20 protein-coding genes and 2 tRNA genes are annotated in these 17,312 nt (G+C 75.1%); 5 read left to right on the top strand and 17 right to left on the bottom strand.

Going from position 1 to position 17,312, the window contains the following annotated elements:
* The 9 genes from mutM to AVL62_RS15325 form a co-directional block, all read right to left on the bottom strand.
* Positions 1–933 (bottom strand): bifunctional DNA-formamidopyrimidine glycosylase/DNA-(apurinic or apyrimidinic site) lyase, encoded by a 933-nt coding sequence (gene mutM, locus AVL62_RS15285; protein ID WP_058892498.1) that lies wholly within the window; start codon positions 931–933, stop codon positions 1–3.
* A gap of 5 nt (positions 934–938) precedes the next feature.
* Positions 939–1,691 carry a ribonuclease III gene (gene rnc, locus AVL62_RS15290; protein ID WP_058892499.1) on the bottom strand — a complete coding sequence of 251 codons (753 nt, stop codon included), beginning with the start codon at positions 1,689–1,691 and terminating at the stop codon, positions 939–941.
* Between the two features lie 13 nt (positions 1,692–1,704).
* A complete protein-coding gene (rpmF, locus tag AVL62_RS15295; protein ID WP_058892500.1) occupies positions 1,705–1,899 on the bottom strand; it encodes a 50S ribosomal protein L32 in 195 nt (64 codons plus the stop codon).
* 1 nt (position 1,900) lies between these two features.
* The gene (locus AVL62_RS15300) at positions 1,901–2,503 is read right to left on the bottom strand and encodes a YceD family protein (RefSeq protein ID WP_058892578.1); all 603 of its coding nucleotides are present in this window, start codon (positions 2,501–2,503) and stop codon (positions 1,901–1,903) included.
* Between the two features lie 116 nt (positions 2,504–2,619).
* A complete protein-coding gene (coaD, locus tag AVL62_RS15305; protein WP_058892501.1) occupies positions 2,620–3,102 on the bottom strand; it encodes a pantetheine-phosphate adenylyltransferase in 483 nt (160 codons plus the stop codon).
* A gap of 40 nt (positions 3,103–3,142) precedes the next feature.
* Positions 3,143–3,685 (bottom strand): hemerythrin domain-containing protein, encoded by a 543-nt coding sequence (locus AVL62_RS15310; RefSeq protein ID WP_058892502.1) that lies wholly within the window; start codon positions 3,683–3,685, stop codon positions 3,143–3,145.
* Between the two features lie 25 nt (positions 3,686–3,710).
* Positions 3,711–4,280 carry a 16S rRNA (guanine(966)-N(2))-methyltransferase RsmD gene (gene rsmD, locus AVL62_RS15315; protein WP_058892503.1) on the bottom strand — a complete coding sequence of 190 codons (570 nt, stop codon included), beginning with the start codon at positions 4,278–4,280 and terminating at the stop codon, positions 3,711–3,713.
* 4 nt (positions 4,281–4,284) lie between these two features.
* Positions 4,285–6,585, bottom strand: a complete 2,301-nt coding sequence (locus AVL62_RS15320) for an ATP-dependent DNA helicase RecG (RefSeq protein ID WP_058892504.1) — start codon at positions 6,583–6,585, stop codon at positions 4,285–4,287.
* A complete protein-coding gene (locus tag AVL62_RS15325) occupies positions 6,585–8,267 on the bottom strand; it encodes a DAK2 domain-containing protein (protein ID WP_058892505.1) in 1,683 nt (560 codons plus the stop codon). The genes AVL62_RS15320 and AVL62_RS15325 overlap by 1 nt, the downstream gene beginning before the upstream one ends.
* Before the next feature lie 300 nt (positions 8,268–8,567).
* On the opposite strand from AVL62_RS15325, the gene rpmB reads away from it, so the two are divergent.
* On the top strand, positions 8,568–8,753 hold the full coding sequence (gene rpmB / locus AVL62_RS16745; RefSeq protein WP_083519004.1) for a 50S ribosomal protein L28: 186 nt from the start codon (positions 8,568–8,570) through the stop codon (positions 8,751–8,753).
* Between the two features lie 74 nt (positions 8,754–8,827).
* Here rpmB and AVL62_RS15335 read toward each other — a convergent pair whose 3' ends face one another.
* On the bottom strand, positions 8,828–9,847 hold the full coding sequence (locus tag AVL62_RS15335; RefSeq protein WP_235585726.1) for a thiamine-phosphate kinase: 1,020 nt from the start codon (positions 9,845–9,847) through the stop codon (positions 8,828–8,830).
* Between the two features lie 47 nt (positions 9,848–9,894).
* Here AVL62_RS15335 and AVL62_RS15340 point away from each other — a divergent pair, with 47 nt between their 5' ends.
* Both AVL62_RS15340 and AVL62_RS15345 read left to right on the top strand, forming a co-directional pair.
* Positions 9,895–10,128, top strand: coding sequence for an Lrp/AsnC ligand binding domain-containing protein (locus tag AVL62_RS15340; RefSeq protein WP_058892507.1), 234 nt, complete (start codon positions 9,895–9,897; stop codon positions 10,126–10,128).
* A complete protein-coding gene (locus AVL62_RS15345; RefSeq protein ID WP_235585727.1) occupies positions 10,107–10,580 on the top strand; it encodes a DUF3515 family protein in 474 nt (157 codons plus the stop codon). The genes AVL62_RS15340 and AVL62_RS15345 overlap by 22 nt, the downstream gene beginning before the upstream one ends.
* Before the next feature lie 2 nt (positions 10,581–10,582).
* Here AVL62_RS15345 and AVL62_RS15350 read toward each other — a convergent pair whose 3' ends face one another.
* From AVL62_RS15350 to AVL62_RS15360, 3 genes are read right to left on the bottom strand one after another with little or no spacing between them, the layout of a single operon-like run.
* Complete coding sequence (locus AVL62_RS15350) at positions 10,583–11,716, bottom strand: D-alanine--D-alanine ligase family protein (RefSeq protein ID WP_058892508.1); 1,134 nt, start codon at positions 11,714–11,716, stop codon at positions 10,583–10,585.
* A gap of 55 nt (positions 11,717–11,771) precedes the next feature.
* Complete coding sequence (locus tag AVL62_RS15355) at positions 11,772–12,773, bottom strand: NAD(P)H-dependent glycerol-3-phosphate dehydrogenase (protein ID WP_058892509.1); 1,002 nt, start codon at positions 12,771–12,773, stop codon at positions 11,772–11,774.
* The gene (locus AVL62_RS15360; RefSeq protein ID WP_058892510.1) at positions 12,770–13,504 is read right to left on the bottom strand and encodes a lysophospholipid acyltransferase family protein; all 735 of its coding nucleotides are present in this window, start codon (positions 13,502–13,504) and stop codon (positions 12,770–12,772) included. The genes AVL62_RS15355 and AVL62_RS15360 overlap by 4 nt, the downstream gene beginning before the upstream one ends.
* Before the next feature lie 37 nt (positions 13,505–13,541).
* Between AVL62_RS15360 and cofC the strand changes: the two genes are divergently transcribed.
* Together cofC and AVL62_RS15370 are read left to right on the top strand one after the other, a co-directional pair.
* Entirely contained in the window at positions 13,542–14,225 is a 684-nt protein-coding gene (cofC, locus tag AVL62_RS15365) for a 2-phospho-L-lactate guanylyltransferase (protein ID WP_058892511.1), read from the top strand.
* A 10-nt stretch (positions 14,226–14,235) separates the two neighbouring features.
* On the top strand, positions 14,236–14,472 hold the full coding sequence (locus AVL62_RS15370; RefSeq protein WP_058892581.1) for a hypothetical protein: 237 nt from the start codon (positions 14,236–14,238) through the stop codon (positions 14,470–14,472).
* A 26-nt stretch (positions 14,473–14,498) separates the two neighbouring features.
* Here the strand turns inward: AVL62_RS15370 and AVL62_RS16750 are convergent, their stop codons facing one another.
* The 4 genes from AVL62_RS16750 to gltX all read right to left on the bottom strand — a co-directional run bounded on the left by AVL62_RS16750 (position 14,499) and on the right by gltX (position 17,297).
* On the bottom strand, positions 14,499–15,275 hold the full coding sequence (locus tag AVL62_RS16750) for an HU family DNA-binding protein (protein WP_083519005.1): 777 nt from the start codon (positions 15,273–15,275) through the stop codon (positions 14,499–14,501).
* A gap of 139 nt (positions 15,276–15,414) precedes the next feature.
* Positions 15,415–15,487 (bottom strand) — tRNA-Glu (locus AVL62_RS15380).
* Between the two features lie 85 nt (positions 15,488–15,572).
* Positions 15,573–15,644, bottom strand: a tRNA-Gln gene (locus AVL62_RS15385).
* 99 nt (positions 15,645–15,743) lie between these two features.
* On the bottom strand, positions 15,744–17,297 hold the full coding sequence (gene gltX, locus AVL62_RS15390) for a glutamate--tRNA ligase (RefSeq protein WP_058892512.1): 1,554 nt from the start codon (positions 17,295–17,297) through the stop codon (positions 15,744–15,746).
* Positions 17,298–17,312: the final 15 nt, after the last annotated feature.

The following is a 17,312-nucleotide window of genomic DNA, read 5'->3' on the forward strand; positions in this document are numbered from 1 at the left end:
TCAGGCCCGCACCCGCGGCACGGTCTGGCACCGCGGGCAGTAGTGCGAGCTGCGGTTCATGAACTCCTCGCGCCGGATGGGGCCGCCGCAGCGCGGGCACGGGCGGCCGGTCTGGCCGTAGGCGTCCAGCGAGCGGTCGAAGTAGCCGCTCGCGCCGTTGACGTTGACGTAGAGCGCGTCGAAGCTGGTGCCGCCCTGGGCCAGCGCCTCCCGCATCACCGCGGCGGCGTGGTCCAGGAGGCGACCGATGGCGGGGCGGGTCAACGCCGAGGCGGGACGCCGGCCGTGCACCCCGGCGCGCCAGAGCGCCTCGTCGGCGTAGATGTTGCCGATGCCGCTGACGACGCCCTGGTCCAGCAGCAGCCTCTTCACCGCGACGTTCTTGGACTTCATGGTCCGGATGACGGTCGGACGGTCGAAGGCGTCCTCGAGCGGGTCGGGAGCGATGTGCGCGACCGGTTGCGGTATGCCGTGACCGTGCTCGGCGGCGGACCGGGACGCGTCCGGCGCGCCGGCCCCGGCAGCCCGCCGGTGGGCGTCGGGCAGGAGCGGGGTCAGGGCCAGGCCACCGAAGGTGCGCTGGTCGACGAAGCGCAGCTGCGGGCCGTCGTCGTCGAAGTCGAGGGTGGCGTGCAGGTGCTTCTCCCGCGGGGCGTCCGGAGGCTCCACGAGCAGCTGCCCGCTCATCCCGAGGTGCATGACGAGGGCGTGCGGGTCGTCGTCGGGGGGGTCCAGGACCAGCCAGAGGTACTTGCCCCGCCGGTCCGCGGCGAGGACCTGGGCCTGACGCACCCGGGCCGCGAGGTCGGCCGGACCGCCCTCGTGGCGTCGGGCGACCCGCTGGCCCAGGAGCTGGGCGGTGCTGATGCGGCGCCCGACGACGTGCTCCGCGAGCCCTCGTCGGACGACCTCGACCTCGGGCAGCTCGGGCACGGAGCTCAGTCCGTCCCGACGTCGAGCGCCGGGGCCACGCCGGGAGTGGTGGCGACCACCTCGGCGGCGCGGTCGGTCAGCAGCCGCCACCCGTGCTCGGCGGCCTGCTGCTCGGCGAGCTTCTTGGAGCGACCCACCCCGGTGCCGACGACCTCCCCACCGACGACCGCCCGGGCGGTGAAGGTCTTGTCGTGGTCGGGCCCCTCGGCGTCCAGGACGTACTCGGGCGGACCGTGCTCGGCCGCCGAGGCGACCTCCTGCAGGCTCGTCTTCCAGTCCAGCCCGGCGCCGAGGTCGGCGCTGCGGGCCATCACCGGGTCGAGGACGTGGTGGATGAAGGTGTCCGCCCGGGCCAGCCCGAGGGAGACGTAGAGGCAGCCGATGACGGCCTCGGTCGTGTCCGCGAGGATCGAGTCCTTGTCCCGGCCGCCGGTCGCCTCCTCCCCCTTGCCGAGCAGCACGAACTCGCCGAGGTCGATGGTGCGCGCGACCTCGGCGAGGGCGCGCGAGTTGACGACCGCGGCGCGCAGCTTGGCCAGCTGGCCCTCGGACAGGTCCGGGTGCGTGCGGTAGAGCGTGTCGGTGACCACCACCCCCAGCACCGAGTCACCGAGGAACTCCAGCCGCTCGTTGTGGGGCTGGCCGTTGTGCTCGTAGGAGAACGAGCGGTGCGTCAGGGCACGCAGCAGCAGCGCCTCGTCGCACCGCTCACCGACGACCTCGGCGAGGTAGTCGTTGAGCTCGGCGACGGGGCGCATACCGCGGTCCGGGTCAGCCCTGATGCTCGGTGCGCTCGGCGGCGGCGTAGTGCCGGCCGCCGTAGGAGCCGCAGGACGGGCACGCCTGGTGCGGGGTCGCCACGGCCTGGCACTGCGGGCAGGTGGTCAGCGCGATCGGGGCGGCCTTCCACTGCGAACGGCGGTGCCGGGTGTTGGAACGGGACATCTTCCGCTTGGGAACGGCCACGTCAGGTCCTCTTCTCGTCGTCGTCGGCCGGGCTGGCCATGGCGGCCAGCGCCGACCACCGGGGGTCGATCACGTCGTGCTCGTGCTCCGGGTCGTCGGCCAGGCGTGCCCCGCACTCGGAGCACAGTCCCGGACAGTCGTCCCGGCACACCGGTTGGAAGGGCAGCGAGGTCACCACGGCGTCCCGGACGACCTCTTCGAGGTCCATCAGGTCGCCGTCGAGAGTCCGCTGCTCGTCCTCGTCGGCGCTCGCGTCCTTCTCGCTCCCGGGCCGGCCCGCCACCTGCTGGTGGTGCGCCGCCCGGTCCGGATAGGCGTACAGCTCCTGGAACGGGACCTCGAGGGACTCGACGATCTCGTCCAGGCAGCGCACGCACTCCCCGACCGCCGTGGCCCGGGCCTCCCCCGTCGCCAGGATGCCCTCGACCACCGACTCCAACCGCAGCTCCACCTGCACCGGCGCGCCGGGGGGGATCGCGATGACGTCGGTGCCCAGGGGCTCCGTCGTGGTCACCACACGAGAGACCTCGCGCATCGTGCCGGGCCGGCGGACCAGCTCCCGGGTGTCGAACACCCAGTCGCGTTCCGTCTGCTGGGCAGCCATGCTGAAGTCCCTCACGTGTGTCTGACCTGCTGATCGGGGTTCGGCCCTGATCCGTGGCACGGAGGCGGGAAGGACACAAACCGACTGCTCAGACTACCGGAGCGGGCGGTCCGGGCTCAAATCTGCCCCAGCGCCCGCAGGACGGGCGCGGGGACCAGGGCGGAGACGTCTCCCCCGAGCCGGTGGACCTCCTTGACCAGGGAGCTGGAGACGTGCTCCAGCGCCGGGTCGCCGGGCAGGAAGACGGTCTCCACCCCGGTGAGGTGGCGGTTCATCAGCGCCATGGGCAGCTCGTAGGTGAAGTCCGTGCCGCCCCGCAGCCCCTTGACCACGGCCTGGGCGCCGACCTCCTGGCACACGTCCACGAGCAGGCGCTCGGCATACGCCTCCACCCGGACCACCGGGGTGACCTCCTGCGGCAGCGACTCCCGGACGAACTCCAGCCGTTGCTCGACCGGGAACGTGCCCTGCTTGGCGGGGTTGTGCATCACCGCGACGAGCACCTCGTCGAAGAGCGCGGCGGCCCGCACGACGACGTCGACGTGACCGAGGGTCACCGGGTCGAAGGATCCGGGGCACACGCAGCGACGGGTCGTCATGCCCGGAGCCTACTGCCGGCCTGCGCCACGACCGCGCGGCTCAGTCCTCGTCGTCGAGCAGCCCGTCCTCCTCGGCCTGCTCGACCAGCGCGCGGACCTGCTCGATGCCGACCCCCTGGTCCAGGTGGTGCCCCCGGACCTCCAGGAAGGCCGCGCCCAGATCGGCGCGGTCCTTCTCGGACACCTCGTCGCGGGCCGGGTTGAGGATGGTCAGCTCCTCCTCCGTCAGGTGGTGCTGCAGCACCTCGTTCATCGCCTCGACCGCGTCGTCGAACTTCTGGGTGTCGGTGCCGGCGCACTCCAGCAGGTCGAGCAGCGCGCGGTTGATCTCGGCGTGCTCCTCCTCGCCGTGCTCGGCCTCGTGCGCGTCGATGGCCTCCTTGCGGCGCAGCCGGGGGTAGACCTTCTCCTCCTCGGCCTCCCCGTGTGCGACGAGGACCGCGGCGAAGGCCTGGCGGGCGGACTCGCGGTCCGCGCTGCTGTCGCGCAGGTCGCGCATGAGCTCCTCGAAGAGGCGGTGGTCGGCCAGGATGAGGTCGACGACGTCACCGGAGACGGGTCGGGGGATCGTGTATGAGGTCATGACCCGATCCTGGCAAACGGCCGGCTCAGGCGCTCGCCGGGGTGGCGGGCTCGGCGAGGTGCACGGCGGTCTCGCCGTAGCGGCGGGTGTCGAGGTGGGCCAGCCCGGAGGGCCAGGCCGGCCGCGGGGACCTGGCGCTGCGCTCCAGGACGACGAGCCCGTCGGGGTCCAGCCACGGCACCAGCGCGGCGAGCACCTCACCGAGCTCGGCCTCCCCCAGGTCGTACGGCGGGTCGAGCAGCGCCAGGTGGAACGCCTCGCCCTGCGGCCCGGCCCTGAGCACCTGGGCGACCGGGGCCGTCCGCACCTCGACGCCCGGGAGCCCCAGGTCGGCCGCGTTGCGCTCCACGAGCCGAGCCGTCGCCCGGTGGCGTTCCACCGCCAGCAACCGGCCCCCGCCCCGGGACACCGCCTCGAGGCCGAGGGCACCCGAGCCGGCGTAGAGGTCGAGCACGGCGCACCCCTGGAGGTCGAGCAGCGACTCGATCCGGGAGAACACCGCCTCCCGCACGCGGTCGGTCGTGGGCCGGGTGAGCGCACCCCGAGGGGTGTGCAGGCTGCGCCCGCCGGCGGACCCGGCGATGATGCGGGTCATCGGCTCACCCCCGCTCCAGGAAGGCCGCCCGGGCCGCGTCGAGCCGGGTGAGGGCCTCGACGAGCGCGGGGTGCCGCTCCAGCTCGGGGTCGGCCTCGACCGTGCGCCACGCCGCCTCGTGGGCCTGGACGATGAGCTCCTCGTCACGGGCCAGGCGCAGGAACCGCAGCCCGCTGCGCCCGCCGCTCTGGCTGGCCCCCAGGACGTCGCCCTCGCGCCGGCTCTCGAGGTCCAGCCGGGCCAGCTCGAAGCCGTCGGTGGTCGCCGCCACCTGCTCCAGCCGCTCCACGGCGCCCGGGTCGACCCCCTCCCCCTGGGTGAGCAGCAGCGCCAGCCCCGGCCGGCCGCCCCGGCCCACCCGACCCCGGAGCTGGTGCAGCTGGGAGATCCCGAAGCGGTCGGCGTCCAGCAGCACCATGGTGGTGGCGTCGGGCACGTCCACGCCCACCTCGATGACGGTGGTGGAGACGACCACGTCTACGCGCCCCGCGGCGAAGGCCACCATGACGGCGTCCTTGTCCTCGGCGGGCATGCGTCCGTGCAGGACCTCGATGGTCAGCTCGCGCGTGGCGGCCAGGCCGCGCAGGCAGCGCGCCACCTGGTGCACCCCGTGCAGCGCCGGCGGGGCCGCCCCCGGCCCGTCGGGCGCCCCGAGGAGGTCGGCGCCGTCGTCACCGGTGGTGCCCCCCGACACCGGCACCGACCCGGTGGGCAGCCCCGGCCCGGCGCCACCGGTGCCGGGCAGGTCCGGGTCGTCGACCTCCCCGATCCGGGGGCACACGACATACACCTGGCCGCCCCCGCGGACCTCCTCGGCGACCCGCTCCCAGGTGCGGCGGACCCAGTCGGGACGCTGGCCGTCGACGACGAAGGTGTGGATGGGGCGGCGGCCGCCGGGCAGCTCGCGCAGCGTGGAGATCTCCATGTCGCCGTAGACGGTCATCGCCACGGTCCGCGGGATCGGGGTGGCGGTCATGACGAGGACGTGCGGCGCGGTGCCCTCGGGCGCCTTGGCGCGCAGCGCGTCACGCTGCTCCACCCCGAAGCGGTGCTGCTCGTCGACGACCACCATGGCGAGGTCGGCGAACTGCACGTGCTGCTGGATGAGCGCGTGGGTGCCGATGACGATGCCGGCCTCCCCCGAGGCCGCCGCGAGCAGCGACGCCCGGCGCTCCCCGGTCGACTGGCTGCCGGTGAGCAGGCTGATCCGGGTGCCCTCGGCCAGACCACCGAGGAGCCCGGCCTCGGCGATCGGGCCGAGCATCTGCGACATGGACCGGTGGTGCTGGGCCGCGAGCACCTCGGTGGGCGCCAGCAGTGCCGCCTGGCCGCCCGAGTCCACGACGGCCAGCATGGCGAGCAGCGCGAGGACCGTCTTGCCGGAGCCGACCTCGCCCTGGAGCAGGCGGTGCATCGGGACCGTGCGGGCCAGGTCGTCGAGCAGCTCGGCGAGGACCGCCTCCTGCCCCGCGGTGAGCTCGAAGGGCAGCCGGTGCCGCAGCCGGGCGCCCAGACCGTCCACGGCCGGGACGCGCGGGCGGGCGGGCACGGCCTCGGCGGAGCGGCGGACGCGGGCCAGCTGGGCCTGCACCGTGAAGGCCTCGGTGAACTTCAGCCGCCAACGGCCGCGCCGGTGGTCGGCCTCGGTGCGGGGCCGGTGCACCAGGCGGTAGGCCTCGAGCAGCCCCGGCAGCCCCACCTCCCGGCGCACCTCCTCCGGGACGGGGTCGCGCAGCTGCTCCACGTGGTGCAGGACCAGCTCGAGGCACTGGCCGTGGACGATCGGCGACAGCCCCTTGGTGGCGGTGTAGACCGGGACCAGGCCGTCCAGCAGCCACTGCGCGCCGCCCTCGCCGTCCTCACCCAGGGTGGCGTAGTCCGGGTGGGTGAGCTGGAGGGTCTCGCGCCACACCCCGACCTGGCCCGAGCACACCACGCGCACCCCCGGCCGCAGGCGGTCCTGGTGACCGAAGGGCTTGAAGAAGGTCAGCTCGATCGTGCCGCCCGCGTCGTCGGCGACCTCCACCACGAGCCGGCGACCCCGGCGGTTGCGCATCTGGTGGGTCGTCGCGGCCCGCACCGTTCCGACCACGACGACGTCCTCGCCGTGCGGCAGGTCGCGGAAGGCGGTGGGGCGGGCGGGGTCGAGGTAGGTCCGGGGGAGCCAGTCCAGCAGCTGGCCCACCGTGCGGATGCCGCGCGCCCGCTCCAGCGTCCGGGCGCTCGTGCCGACGACGTCGCGCAGCCCGATGTCCAGGGGGTTGAGGTCGCCGTCCGCCACGGCGCGCAGGTGCCGCTGCGCCATCACTCGACCCCGATCAGCACGGCATAGGTCGGCTGTCCCCCGTCCAGGACGGAGAGCTCGACCTCGGCGCCGGCGGCGCGACCGGTCAGCTGCCGCTCGACCTCGGCGCGCACCGGCGCGTCGCCCCCCTCGCCGAGCAGGACGGTGACCAGCTCGACGCCGGGGTGCCAGAGGGTGTCGAGCACCGCCTCGGCGGCCGGCGCCAGGGCGTCCTCGACGGCGACGATGGCGTGGTCCACGATGCCGAGCCACTGGCCGGGGCGGCACGGACCGACGGGGGTGTCGGCGCCGCGGTCGGCCCGGGTGAGCGCGCCCCCGTGCACCCCGCCGGCGGCCTCCCGCATCGTGCGTGCGGCGCCCTCGAGCCGCCCGTGCGGGTCGAGGACGGCCAGGGCGGCCAGCCCCTCGGGCAGCGAGCGGGTGGGCACCACCTCCACCGCCAGTCCCTCCCGCCGCGCCTCCGCGGCCGCGGCCCGCGCCACCATGACCATGTCCTCGTCGTTGGGCAGCACCAGCACCCCCTCGGACTCGCAGGCCCGGATCGCGGCGAGGAGCTGGCCGGCCGAGGCGCGACGCCGTGGGCCGCTGGGCACGAGGACGGCACCGGCCGACGCCATGAGCGCGGCCACGCCCTCGCCGAGCACGCAGCTGACCACCTGGAGACCGGTGGGCAGACCGGCCGGACCGCCGTCGGGGCGGCCGTCGCAGCGGGGGCCGTCCCCTGGGCCGTGGGCCGCCCCGTCCCCGGTGAGGGAGGTGTGCCGGACCTCGCTCACGACGCCGGCCAGCCCCCCGGCCTCGAGCGCGGCCGAGGGGTCGTCGAGGTGGACGTGCACCTGGTAGTCGTGCGGCCCGCCGGCCACGACCACGGAGTCGCCCACGTGGGTGAGGTGGGAGCGCAGCCGCGCGGCGCGCTCGGGGTCGCTGCCGGTCAGCAGGAACATGACCTCGACGGTCCCGCCGGCCTCCACCGCCCCGCCGGACGCGGGCTGTCCGGCGCCGGTCGACCACCAGCCGGGCACCTCGCCGTCGGCGCCGGCCGGCCGGTCGAGCAGCACGGTGTGCAGCGCCTCGACGACCAGCACCAGCCCTGCCCCGCCCGCGTCCACGACCCCGGCGTCGCGCAGCTCGGCGAGCTGGTCGGGGGTGCGGGCGAGCGCGTCCTGGGCGGCGTCCAGGGCGGCCGCGACCACCTCGGCGACGTCGCGCTCCCCCGCCTCCACCGCCCCCCTCGCGCCCTGGGCGGCGGCCCTGGCGACGGTGAGGATGGTCCCCTCCACCGGTGTCGCCAGGGCGTCCCAGGCGCTGCGCGCCGCCTGCTCGAAGGCCGCGGCGACCTCCTCGGGGCCGACCGCCCCGACGTCGGGGCCGACGGCGTCCGCCAGCCCCCGGGCGAGCTGGGCCAGGATGACCCCCGAGTTGCCGCGGGCGGCCAGCAGCATCCCGCGGGCGATGAGGTGCAGACCGTCCCGCAGGCCGCCGCCGTCCTCACCCAGCTCGACCTGGACCCGGACGTGCTCCAGGGCCCCGTCGAGGGTGAGGAACATGTTGGTGCCGGTGTCGCCGTCGGCCACGGGGAAGACGTTGAGCGCGTCGACCTGCTCGCGCGCCGCCGCGAGGGACAGCCGTGCCGTCATCGCCCACCGGCGGGCGGTCGCGAGGTCGAGGGCTGGTCCGGGCACGCCCCCAACCTAGTGCCCGCCCCCGACCACCCCCGCAGCCCCGCACCGGACGCGTGCTCAGCCCGCACAGGACGTCCGCTCAGCGCCATCCGGACGCGTGCTCAGCCCGCACCGGACGTCCGCTCGGCGCCATCCGGACGCGTGCTCAGGCCGCACAGGACGTCCGCTCGGCGCCGTCCGGACGCACCCACGCCGGGATTTGGGCGCCGCGAGCGCCGTCCGGTACGCTGGTCCGGTTGCCCGCGCGCCCCGACGCCGTGGGCCCTCGACCTCTCACCGGACGACCTTCAGGAGAACACCGTGGCTGCCACTTGCGACGTCTGCGCCAAGGGACCGAGCTTCGGTCACAGCATCTCGCACTCGCACCGCCGCACCAAGCGCCGTTGGAACCCCAACATCCAGCGCGTGCGCACCACCATCGGCGGCACCTCGAAGCGACTCAACGTCTGCACCTCCTGCCTGAAGGCGGGCAAGGTCACCCGCTGACCTCCCCCTCGGCAGGCACGTGAGCCGGCGGCACCCACCAGGGTGCCGCCGGCTCCGTCGTTCCCGTCGCCCCCTCACCCGCCGTAGTGGTCCCAGCCCCCGCGGGCGGGGTCGAGACAGTCCGGGCCGAGCCAGACCCCGGCGCCGCCGCCGTCGGGCGCCACCACGTCGCCGAGGAGGACCCACCCGTACGGCACGGCGTCGGGGACGAAGGTGGCGAGCAGCACGTGCTCCTCCCCGCCGCCCAGCACGGCCCGGCGGGCAGCCTCGGCCGGCACCCCGTCCAGGGCGGCGGCGAGGGCGTCCACCGCCCCGGGCCGCAGGTCGATCCGCACGTCGCTGGCCCTGGCCACGCGGTCGGCGTCACGGACCAGCCCGTCGGACACGTCGATCATCGACGATGCCCCCGCGAGCGCGGCCCGCGGCCCCTGACCCAGGTCGGTCCAGGGACGCCGGTGGTAGTCGACCCACGCCCCCTCGTGGCGTCCCTCGAGCAGCTGGGCGAGCCCCGCCCCCGAGCGACCCAGCGGCCCGGAGACGGCGAGCACGTCACCCGGACGGGCACCGTCTCGCCGGACCGGGTGCTCCACCCCCTCCGGCAGCTCGCCCAGCGCGGTGACACCGACCATGACCACGCCGTCCGGCGCCGCGCCGAGGTCACCCCCGACGACCGGGACACCGCTGCGCCGCGAGGCCCACGCCATACCCTCCGCCAGGCCGCGCGCCCACGCCACCGGCAGCCGCGGGTGCGCCGCGAGCGTGACGAGCAGACCGGTGCCCGCCCCGCCCATCGAGGCGATGTCGGCGAGGTTCTGCGTCGTGGCCTTGACCCCGACGTCCTGCGGCGTCGACCAGTCGTCGCGCCAGTCGTGGCCCAGCACCATGGTGTCCGTGGTCGCGAGCACCGCTGCCCGCCGCACCCGCAGGTATGCCGTGTCGTCACCCGGGCCCACGAGCACGCCGTCGACCGGCTGGTCGGCGAGGGCGGCGAAGACCTCGGCGAGCACGCCCCGCTCCCCCACCTCCCCGAGCAGCGGCCCCGTCGTCGCGCCCTCACCGGGGCCCACCCGTCCACCGTCCTCGCTCGCGTCCACCCCCGCACGGTAGCCTCCCACCCACCGAGCCGGATCAGGAGGAAGCCGTGGTCAAGGCATACATGCTCGTCCAGACCCAGGTCGGGGCGTCCGCGCAGGTCACCCGCACCCTCCGGGGCCTCGCGGGGGTGGTGAGCGCCGAAGACGTCGCCGGGCCCTACGACGTCATCGCCGTCGTGCAGGCGCCCACGGTCGCCGAGCTCGGCCGAGGGGTGATCGCCCGCGTCCTCGAGGTCCCCGACATCACCCGCACGACGACGTGCACGGTCGTCGAGCTCTGAGGGGCCTGCTGCCCGCGACCGCCGTCGTGCTCGCGCTGGGCGGGTGCGGGGACGGGGCGGTGCGGGCGGTGCCCTTCGACGCCGCCGACTCCGCGCCCTGCCAGGAGGTGGCGCGCCACTGGCCCAGCACGATCGGGCCCTACGAGGCGCGGGTCACCGCCGTCCAGTCCGAGGGGGTGGCGGCCTGGGGCGACCCTCCCATCGTCGCGCGCTGCGGCAAGGCGCCGCCCGGTCCGACGACCGACCCGTGCATCGACGTCAACGGCGTCGACTGGGTGGCCACCCAGCTGGACGACGGCGGCACGATGTTCACGACCTACGGGCGCGAGCCGGCGCTGGAGGTGCTGGTGCCGGCGGACTACGACAGCCACCCCCTGCTGCTGCCGCCCCTGGGCGACGCCGCCGAGGCGGTGCCGCAGACCCTCGGGGAGTGCTCCTCGACCGACGGCTGAGGTCAGCGCAGCCCGAGCGGGCGCTCCAGCGCCAGGGTGATGAGCTCGTCGACCAGCTCGGGATAGCTCATCCCGGAGGCGGCCCAGGCCTGGGGGTACATCGAGTAGGGCGTGAAGCCCGGCATGGTGTTGATCTCGTTGAGCACCACCTCGCCGCGCGGGGTGACGAAGCAGTCGACCCGGGACAGGCCCTCGGCGTCGGCCACCTCGAAGGCGAGCGCGGCGATGCGGTGGATCTCCTCCCGGATCGGCGGCGGTATGTCGGCCGGCGCGGTGATCTGCACGCTCTCCTCGTCGAGGTACTTCGCCTCGAAGTCGTAGAAGTCGTGCGCACCGGAGACGACGATCTCGCCGCACTCGCTGACCCGTGGCGGATCCGAGCCGCGGCCGCCGAGGACGCCGCACTCGATCTCCCGCCCCTCGATCCCCTGCTCGACCAGCACCTTGGGGTCGTGGTCCCGGGCCTTGTCGACGGCGACCTCGAGGTCCTCGGGACGCTCGACCTTGACGACCCCCACCGAGGACCCCGCCCGGGCGGGCTTGACGAAGACCGGGAAGCGCAGCCCGGAGGCGGCGTCCAGGGCGGCGGCGCGGTCCCGCTGCCACTGCCGGTCGGTGATGAGCGCGTAGGGGCCCACGGGCAGGCCGGCCGAGGCGAAGAGGACCTTCATGACGTGCTTGTCCATCATCGCGGCGGACGCCATCACCCCGCACCCGACGTAGGGCAGGTCGGCCAGCTCCAGCAGGCCCTGGATGGTGCCGTCCTCGCCGAAGGGCCCGTGCAGCAGCGGGAAGACGACGTCGACCTCGCCGAGGGGGTGCACCTCGCCCGCGGCGTCGACCCAGGTCCACTCGTGCTCGACGCCCCCCAGCGGCACGATGACGCGCCGGCCGGTGTCGGCCACGGACGGCAGCCGCCCGTCCCGGATGTCGAGGGCCTGCGGGTCGTCGTCCACCAGCACCCAGTGACCCTCACGGGTGATCCCGACCGGCACCACGGCATACCGGTCCCGGTCCAGCGCGCGCAGCACGCTCGCGGCGGTGGCGCAGGAGATGGCGTGCTCGTCGGAGCGGCCACCGAAGACCAGGGCGACGCGGCGTCGGCGGTCGGGGGCGGGCGAGGTCTGCGTGTCCATCGCCGCCGAGCCTAGCCAAGGTGGTGCGGGCGCCCGCGCAGGACGCGCACGCCGCTCAGTGACGCTCGTGCTTGCGCGCCCGGGTCATGAGCTCGCCGGTGAGCCGCTCCGGGGTGACCGACCCGTCCACCACGGCGCTGACGCCCTGGCAGATGGGCATCTCCACCCCGTGCCGGGCCCCGAGCTCCACGACGCTGCGGCAGGACTTCACGCCCTCGGCGGTCTGGTGCGGCACCGCGAGAATCTCCGCGACGGTGCGGCCCTGCCCGAGCGCCACGCCCACCCGGTGGTTGCGCGAGAGCGGCGACATGCACGTCGCGATGAGGTCGCCGACCCCGGCCAGCCCCATGAGGGTGGCCGGGTCCGCGCCCAGCGCCTGCCCCAGGCGGGCGGTCTCGGCCAGCCCCCGGGTGATGAGGCTGGACTTGGTGTTGTCGCCGTAGCCGAGCCCCTCGGCCATGCCGACGGCCAGGGCGATGACGTTCTTCACCGCGCCGCCGAGCTCGGCACCCACCACGTCGGTCTGGGTGTAGGGCCGGAAGTAGGGCGTCATCACGGCGGCCGCGACCCGGTCGGCCGTCGCGTGGTCGGTCCCGGCGACGACGCTGGCCGCCGGCTGCCGGGCGGCGATCTCCCGGCTCAGGTTGGGGCCGGTCACGACCACGACGCGGCGCTCGTCGATGCCGCTGGCCACGATGACCTCGCTCATCCGGCGCCCGGTCCCGAGCTCGATGCCCTTCATGAGCGACACCACGGGGGCCCCGGCCGGCAGGTGGCCGCCCCAGCCGTCGAGGTTGTCCTGCAGGCTCTGGCTGGGCACCGCGAGCACCACGAGGTCGGCCCCCTCGGCCGCCTCCCGCGGGTCGGCGGTGGCGGTCACGACGGGCCCGAGCTCGACGTCCGGCAGGTAGTCCGGGTTGCGGTGCTCCTCGCGCACCTGCCGGGCCACCTCGGGGCGGCGCGCCCAGAGGGTCACCCGCTCGGCCCCGGCGTCCGCGAGGACCTGCGCGAAGGCGGTGCCCCAGCTCCCGGCACCGAAGATGGCGGCCCGCGTCACCGGCCCTCCCCGCGGTGCTCGTGCGGGTGCGCCGGCGGCTCCTCGCCCCGCAGCGTCGCCAGCTGCGCGGTGACCGCCGCCATGATGCGGGTGGTCGCCTCGGTGTGGGCTCGCGGGTCCTCCGGGCGGTCCTGCAGGTCGGAGAGGTCCACCGGCGGCCCGGCCAGCACCTGCTGCACGGGGCGCGCCAGGAGGTTCCCCGGGCGCCGGGCGTAGCGGCCCAGGATGCGCTGGGCGCCCCACTGGGCGACCGGGATCACCGGGGCGCCGGAGGTGAGGGCCAGACGGCCGACCCCCGGCTTGGCGCGCATGGGCCACAGGTCCGGGTCCCGCGTCAGCGTGCCCTCCGGCATGATGACGATGCAGCGACCGTCGTGCAGCGCCTCGCGGGCGGCGACGAGCGCGTCCCGGGCCCGCGAGCTCGCGCGGTAGACCGGCACCTGCTCGAGGTGGGTGAGGGCGCGGCCGAGCAGCGGCACCTCGAAGAGCGAGGACTTGGCCAGGTAGAACGGCGGGTGCCCGTGGTCGACGAGGTAGTGGGCCAGCGTGATGGGGTCCACCTCGGAGTAGTGGTTGCCGGCCACGATGAAGCCGCCCCGCTCCGGCAGGTGCTCGCCGCCGGCCCAGTCCCGCCGGGTCGCGACCTGCAGCAACGGCCGTACGGTGGTGATGACCGCGTGGTAGGACCACGGCAGGTCGTGGTGGCTGGGCTGGCGTCTCACGACGGTCATCTTTGCATCCGGGCCGGGTGGTCGCGAGGATGCACCGGTGACCCCGACCCCCCGCGCCCCCCGGCCCGCGACCCGGTGGCGCCTCGTGGTCCCGCTCCAGCAGGCGGAGCGCGCCAAGACCCGCCTGGTGGCGCCCGAGGGGGTCGACCGGGTCGCGCTGGCCCGCGCCATCGCCGCCGACACGCTGGAGGCGGTATGCCGTGCCCTCCCCCCGGGCGACGTCGTCGTCGTCACCTCGGACGAGGCCGGTGCGGCGCGGGCGGCCGCGCTGTGCGCGCAGGTCGTCGACGACCCCGGGGGCGGGCTGAACGCCGCCATCCGGGCCGGCCTCGAGGTCGCCGGCGACCCGGGTGACGGGACGGCGGGCGGGGCCGGCGCACGGGGTCTGGCCGTCCTGCTCGGTGACCTGCCGTGCCTGCGGCCCGCAGACCTGGTGGCGGCGCTGGACGTCTGCGCAGGCCACCCGCGCGCGGTGGTGCCCGACGCCGACGGCTCGGGCACCGTGCTGCTCACCTCCGTCGACGCCGACCTCGAGCCGCGCTTCGGAGCGGGCAGCGCCGCCCGGCACGCGAGGACCGCCGCGCGACTGGGGCTGGACCTCCCGCGCCTGCGCCGCGACGTCGACACCAGCGCGGACCTGGGCGACGCCATACACCTGGGCCTGGGGCCGCGGACGACCGCCGCGCTCGCGGACGCAGGCCCCCCGCCGACCTCGGCCTAGAGTGGGCGGCATGCAGGCCAGCGTCCACACCTACGACCTGGACGCGCGCACGGGCGAGGTGCTCCTCGACACCGGCCGCGTCCTGCCCTTCCCGGCCGCCGCCGTCGAGGCGAGCGGTCTGCGCCACCTGCGGGTGGGCCAGCGGGTGAGCATCGAGGTGGCCGACGGCGCGGACCCCGAGACCGCGGGCGCCACCGTCTCCCGGGTGTGGATCGTCGGCATCGGCGAGGGCGAGACCATCGCCTGAGGGCCCAGCCCTCCGTGGCCGGCCGCTCAGCGCTTCCTCTTCTCCTGGTCCTTCTTCCGGCCCGTGGCCGGGGGCGCGCCCTTGCCCTTGCCCTTGCCCTTGCCGCCCTTCTTCTTCCCCTCGCCGCCCTTCTTCTTCCCCTTGCCGCCCTTCTTCGAGGACGACCGGGTGGACTCCGCGATCACCTGGTCGTTCTTGACCCGGGCCAGCTGCGCCTTCTTGGCCGAGATCATGCCGGCCGTGATGTCCTCGCCACCGGCGAGGACCAGGCCGGCGCCGCCCGGAGCCGAGGGACGGGTCTCGGCCTCGGCCGGTGCGGCGTCGCCGGGGGCCTCCTTGCGCACGCTCGACGGGGTGCCGGACGCCGCCCTCCTGGAGGCCCGCCCCTCGCGCGCGGCGGGGGCGGCCCGGCCGCCAGGAGCGCCCTCACCCGCGGAGCGTCGCACGCTGGCCGGCGCCCCCGACCGGCTCCCCGTCCCGTCGACCACCGCGCCCCGCACCCCGGCGGAGCCCTCCGCGGGGAGCCCCGCGGGGTCGGCGACGACCTCCTTGAAGTAGCTCCCCGGACGGAAGCGCGGCGTCGTCGTGCGCGCGATGGGCACGCGGTCCCCGGTCCGCGGGTTGCGACCCGTCCGCGGGGCCCGCTGCACCCTCTCGAAGGTGCCGAAGCCGGTGATCGCCACCGACCCCCCGGAGGCCACCTCGCGCAGCACCACGTCGACCAGCGCCTCCACGGCCGCGGTGGCGGCGGCCCGGCCGCCCAGCCGTGGCGCGAGCGCCTCGATCAGGTCTGCCTTGTTCATGCCGCACCTCTCCACCGTGCCGGGCGTGTGTGTGCAGGTCAGGCGACCGCGCCACGCCCTCCCCACGCTACCGCGACACCAGGCCCCGACACGAGGAACGGCCCCCACCGCGCGTGCGGTGAGGGCCGTTCGACACGGGTAGCCCCGACGGGATTCGAACCCGCGCTACCGCCTTGAGAGGGCGGCGTGCTAGGCCGCTACACAACGGGGCCGTGTCCGGCGCTGAGAGCGCCGAGCGGAGAGCCTACCCGAGAGGGCGGACCTCCACGAAATCGAGAGCGGCGTCTCGATGTCGCGCTGGGGTACCAGGACTCGAACCTAGAACAACTGAACCAGAATCAGCCGTGTTGCCAATTACACCATACCCCAAGGGGTATCTCCGTCCCCGTGCGGGGCGGCGAACCGAGGAACCACTCTACCGTGACCCGGTCGTCGACCCAAATCCCCGGGCGGCCCCGCGGTGCGCCGTCAGAGCGAGGCGCGCAGCCGCCGGAGCCGGTCGAGCGTCTCCTCCCGGCCCAGGATCTCCATCGACTCGAAGAGCGGCGGGCTGATGCGCTGGCCGGACACGGCGGTCCGCAGCGGCCCGAAGGCGAACCGCGGCTTGAGGCCGATCCTGTCCACCAGCGCCTCGCGCAGGGCTGCCTCGATGCGGTCGTGGGTCCACTCCACCCCCCCGCCGAGCGGCTCCGGGGCAGCCCCGGAGATCGGCTCGAGCGCCGCGACCGCGGCGTCCAGGACGGCCGGGGCGTCGTCCTTGAGCTGCCCCCGGGCGTCGTCGGCGATCTCCAGGTCCGCCCCGCGGACGTAGAACGGACGGACCATGGGGACGGCCTCGGAGAGCACCTGGATGCGGGTCTGGATGAGGTCGGCCACCGCCTCGAGCCGCGCGAGCTCGCCCATGTCGCTCTGCTCGCCCAGGACACCGGCCTCGCGCAGGACCGGCAGCAGCCGGGAGGTGAAGTCCGGCAGCGAGAGCCGGCGCAGGTGGTCGCCGTTGATGGACTCTGCCTTCTTCTGGTCCCAGCGCGCCGGGTTGGGGTTGACGTCGGCGACGTCGAAGGCCTGCACGAGGTGCTCGGGGTCGAAGATGTCGCGGTCCGGACCGATCGACCACCCGAGCAGGGCGAGGTAGTTGATCATCCCCTCCCGGACGAAGCCCCGCTCGCGGTGCAGGAAGAGGTCGGACTGCGGGTCCCGCTTGGACAGCTTCTTGCTGCCCTCCCCCAGGACGAGCGGGAGATGCGCGAAGGTCGGCACCCGCTGCGCGACACCGATCTCGACGAGCGCGCGGTAGAGCGCGATCTGCCGTGGCGTCGAGGACAGCAGGTCCTCGCCCCGGATGACGTGGGTGATGCGCATCAGGGCGTCGTCGACCGGGTTGACCAGCGTGTAGAGCGGGTGGCCGTTGCCGCGGACGATGACGAAGTCGGGCACCGACCCCGCGCCGAAGGTGACCTCCCCGCGGACCAGGTCGGTGAAGGTGAGGTCCTCGTCGGGCATCCGCAGCCGCAGCACCGGCTCCCGGCCCTCGTCGCGGTAGGCCTGCCTCTGCTCCGCGGTGAGGTCCCGGTCGTGGTTGTCGTAGCCGAGCTTGGGGTCGCGGCCCGCCGCCCGGTGCCGCGCCTCCACCTCCTCGGGGGTGCTGAAGGACTCGTAGGCCAGGCCCGCCTCGAGCAGGCGGCGCGCCACGTCGGCGTGCAGGTCCGCGCGCTCGCTCTGCCGGTAGGGACCGTAGGGCCCGCCGACGCCGGGGCCCTCGTCGTAGTCCAGGCCCAGCCACTCCAGCGCGTCGACGATCTGCTGCATGGACTCCTGGGAGTCCCGGGAGGCGTCGGTGTCCTCGATCCGGAAGACCAGCGTGCCGCCGTGGTGGCGGGCGTAGGCCCAGTTGAAGAGCGCGGTGCGCGCCAGGCCGACGTGCGGCGTCCCGGTGGGGCTGGGGCAGAAGCGCACGCGGACGTCGGGGCCGGTGACGTCGTCGTGCTCGGTGGCGGAGACAGGGGCGGAGTGCGTCGTCATGATGGGTGCCAGCCT

The sequence above is a fragment of the Serinicoccus chungangensis genome (genome assembly GCF_001483745.1).
Taxonomy (GTDB): Bacteria; Actinomycetota; Actinomycetes; order Actinomycetales; family Dermatophilaceae; genus Ornithinicoccus; species Ornithinicoccus chungangensis_A.

Bases quoted from the DNA above. Each gene is read 5' to 3' on its own strand.
- rnc (WP_058892499.1), bottom strand. From the start codon at position 1,691: ATGCGCCCCGTCGCCGAGCTCAACGACTACCTCGCCGAGGTCGTCGGT.
- AVL62_RS15300 (WP_058892578.1), bottom strand. From the start codon at position 2,503: ATGGCTGCCCAGCAGACGGAACGCGACTGGGTGTTCGACACCCGGGAG.
- coaD (WP_058892501.1), bottom strand. From the start codon at position 3,102: ATGACGACCCGTCGCTGCGTGTGCCCCGGATCCTTCGACCCGGTGACC.
- AVL62_RS15310 (WP_058892502.1), bottom strand. From the start codon at position 3,685: ATGACCTCATACACGATCCCCCGACCCGTCTCCGGTGACGTCGTCGAC.
- rsmD (WP_058892503.1), bottom strand. From the start codon at position 4,280: ATGACCCGCATCATCGCCGGGTCCGCCGGCGGGCGCAGCCTGCACACC.
- AVL62_RS15320 (WP_058892504.1), bottom strand. From the start codon at position 6,585: ATGGCGCAGCGGCACCTGCGCGCCGTGGCGGACGGCGACCTCAACCCC.
- AVL62_RS15350 (WP_058892508.1), bottom strand. From the start codon at position 11,716: ATGGACACGCAGACCTCGCCCGCCCCCGACCGCCGACGCCGCGTCGCC.
- AVL62_RS15360 (WP_058892510.1), bottom strand. From the start codon at position 13,504: ATGACCGTCGTGAGACGCCAGCCCAGCCACCACGACCTGCCGTGGTCC.
- AVL62_RS15370 (WP_058892581.1), top strand. From the start codon at position 14,236: ATGCAGGCCAGCGTCCACACCTACGACCTGGACGCGCGCACGGGCGAG.
- AVL62_RS16750 (WP_083519005.1), bottom strand. From the start codon at position 15,275: ATGAACAAGGCAGACCTGATCGAGGCGCTCGCGCCACGGCTGGGCGGC.
- gltX (WP_058892512.1), bottom strand. From the start codon at position 17,297: ATGACGACGCACTCCGCCCCTGTCTCCGCCACCGAGCACGACGACGTC.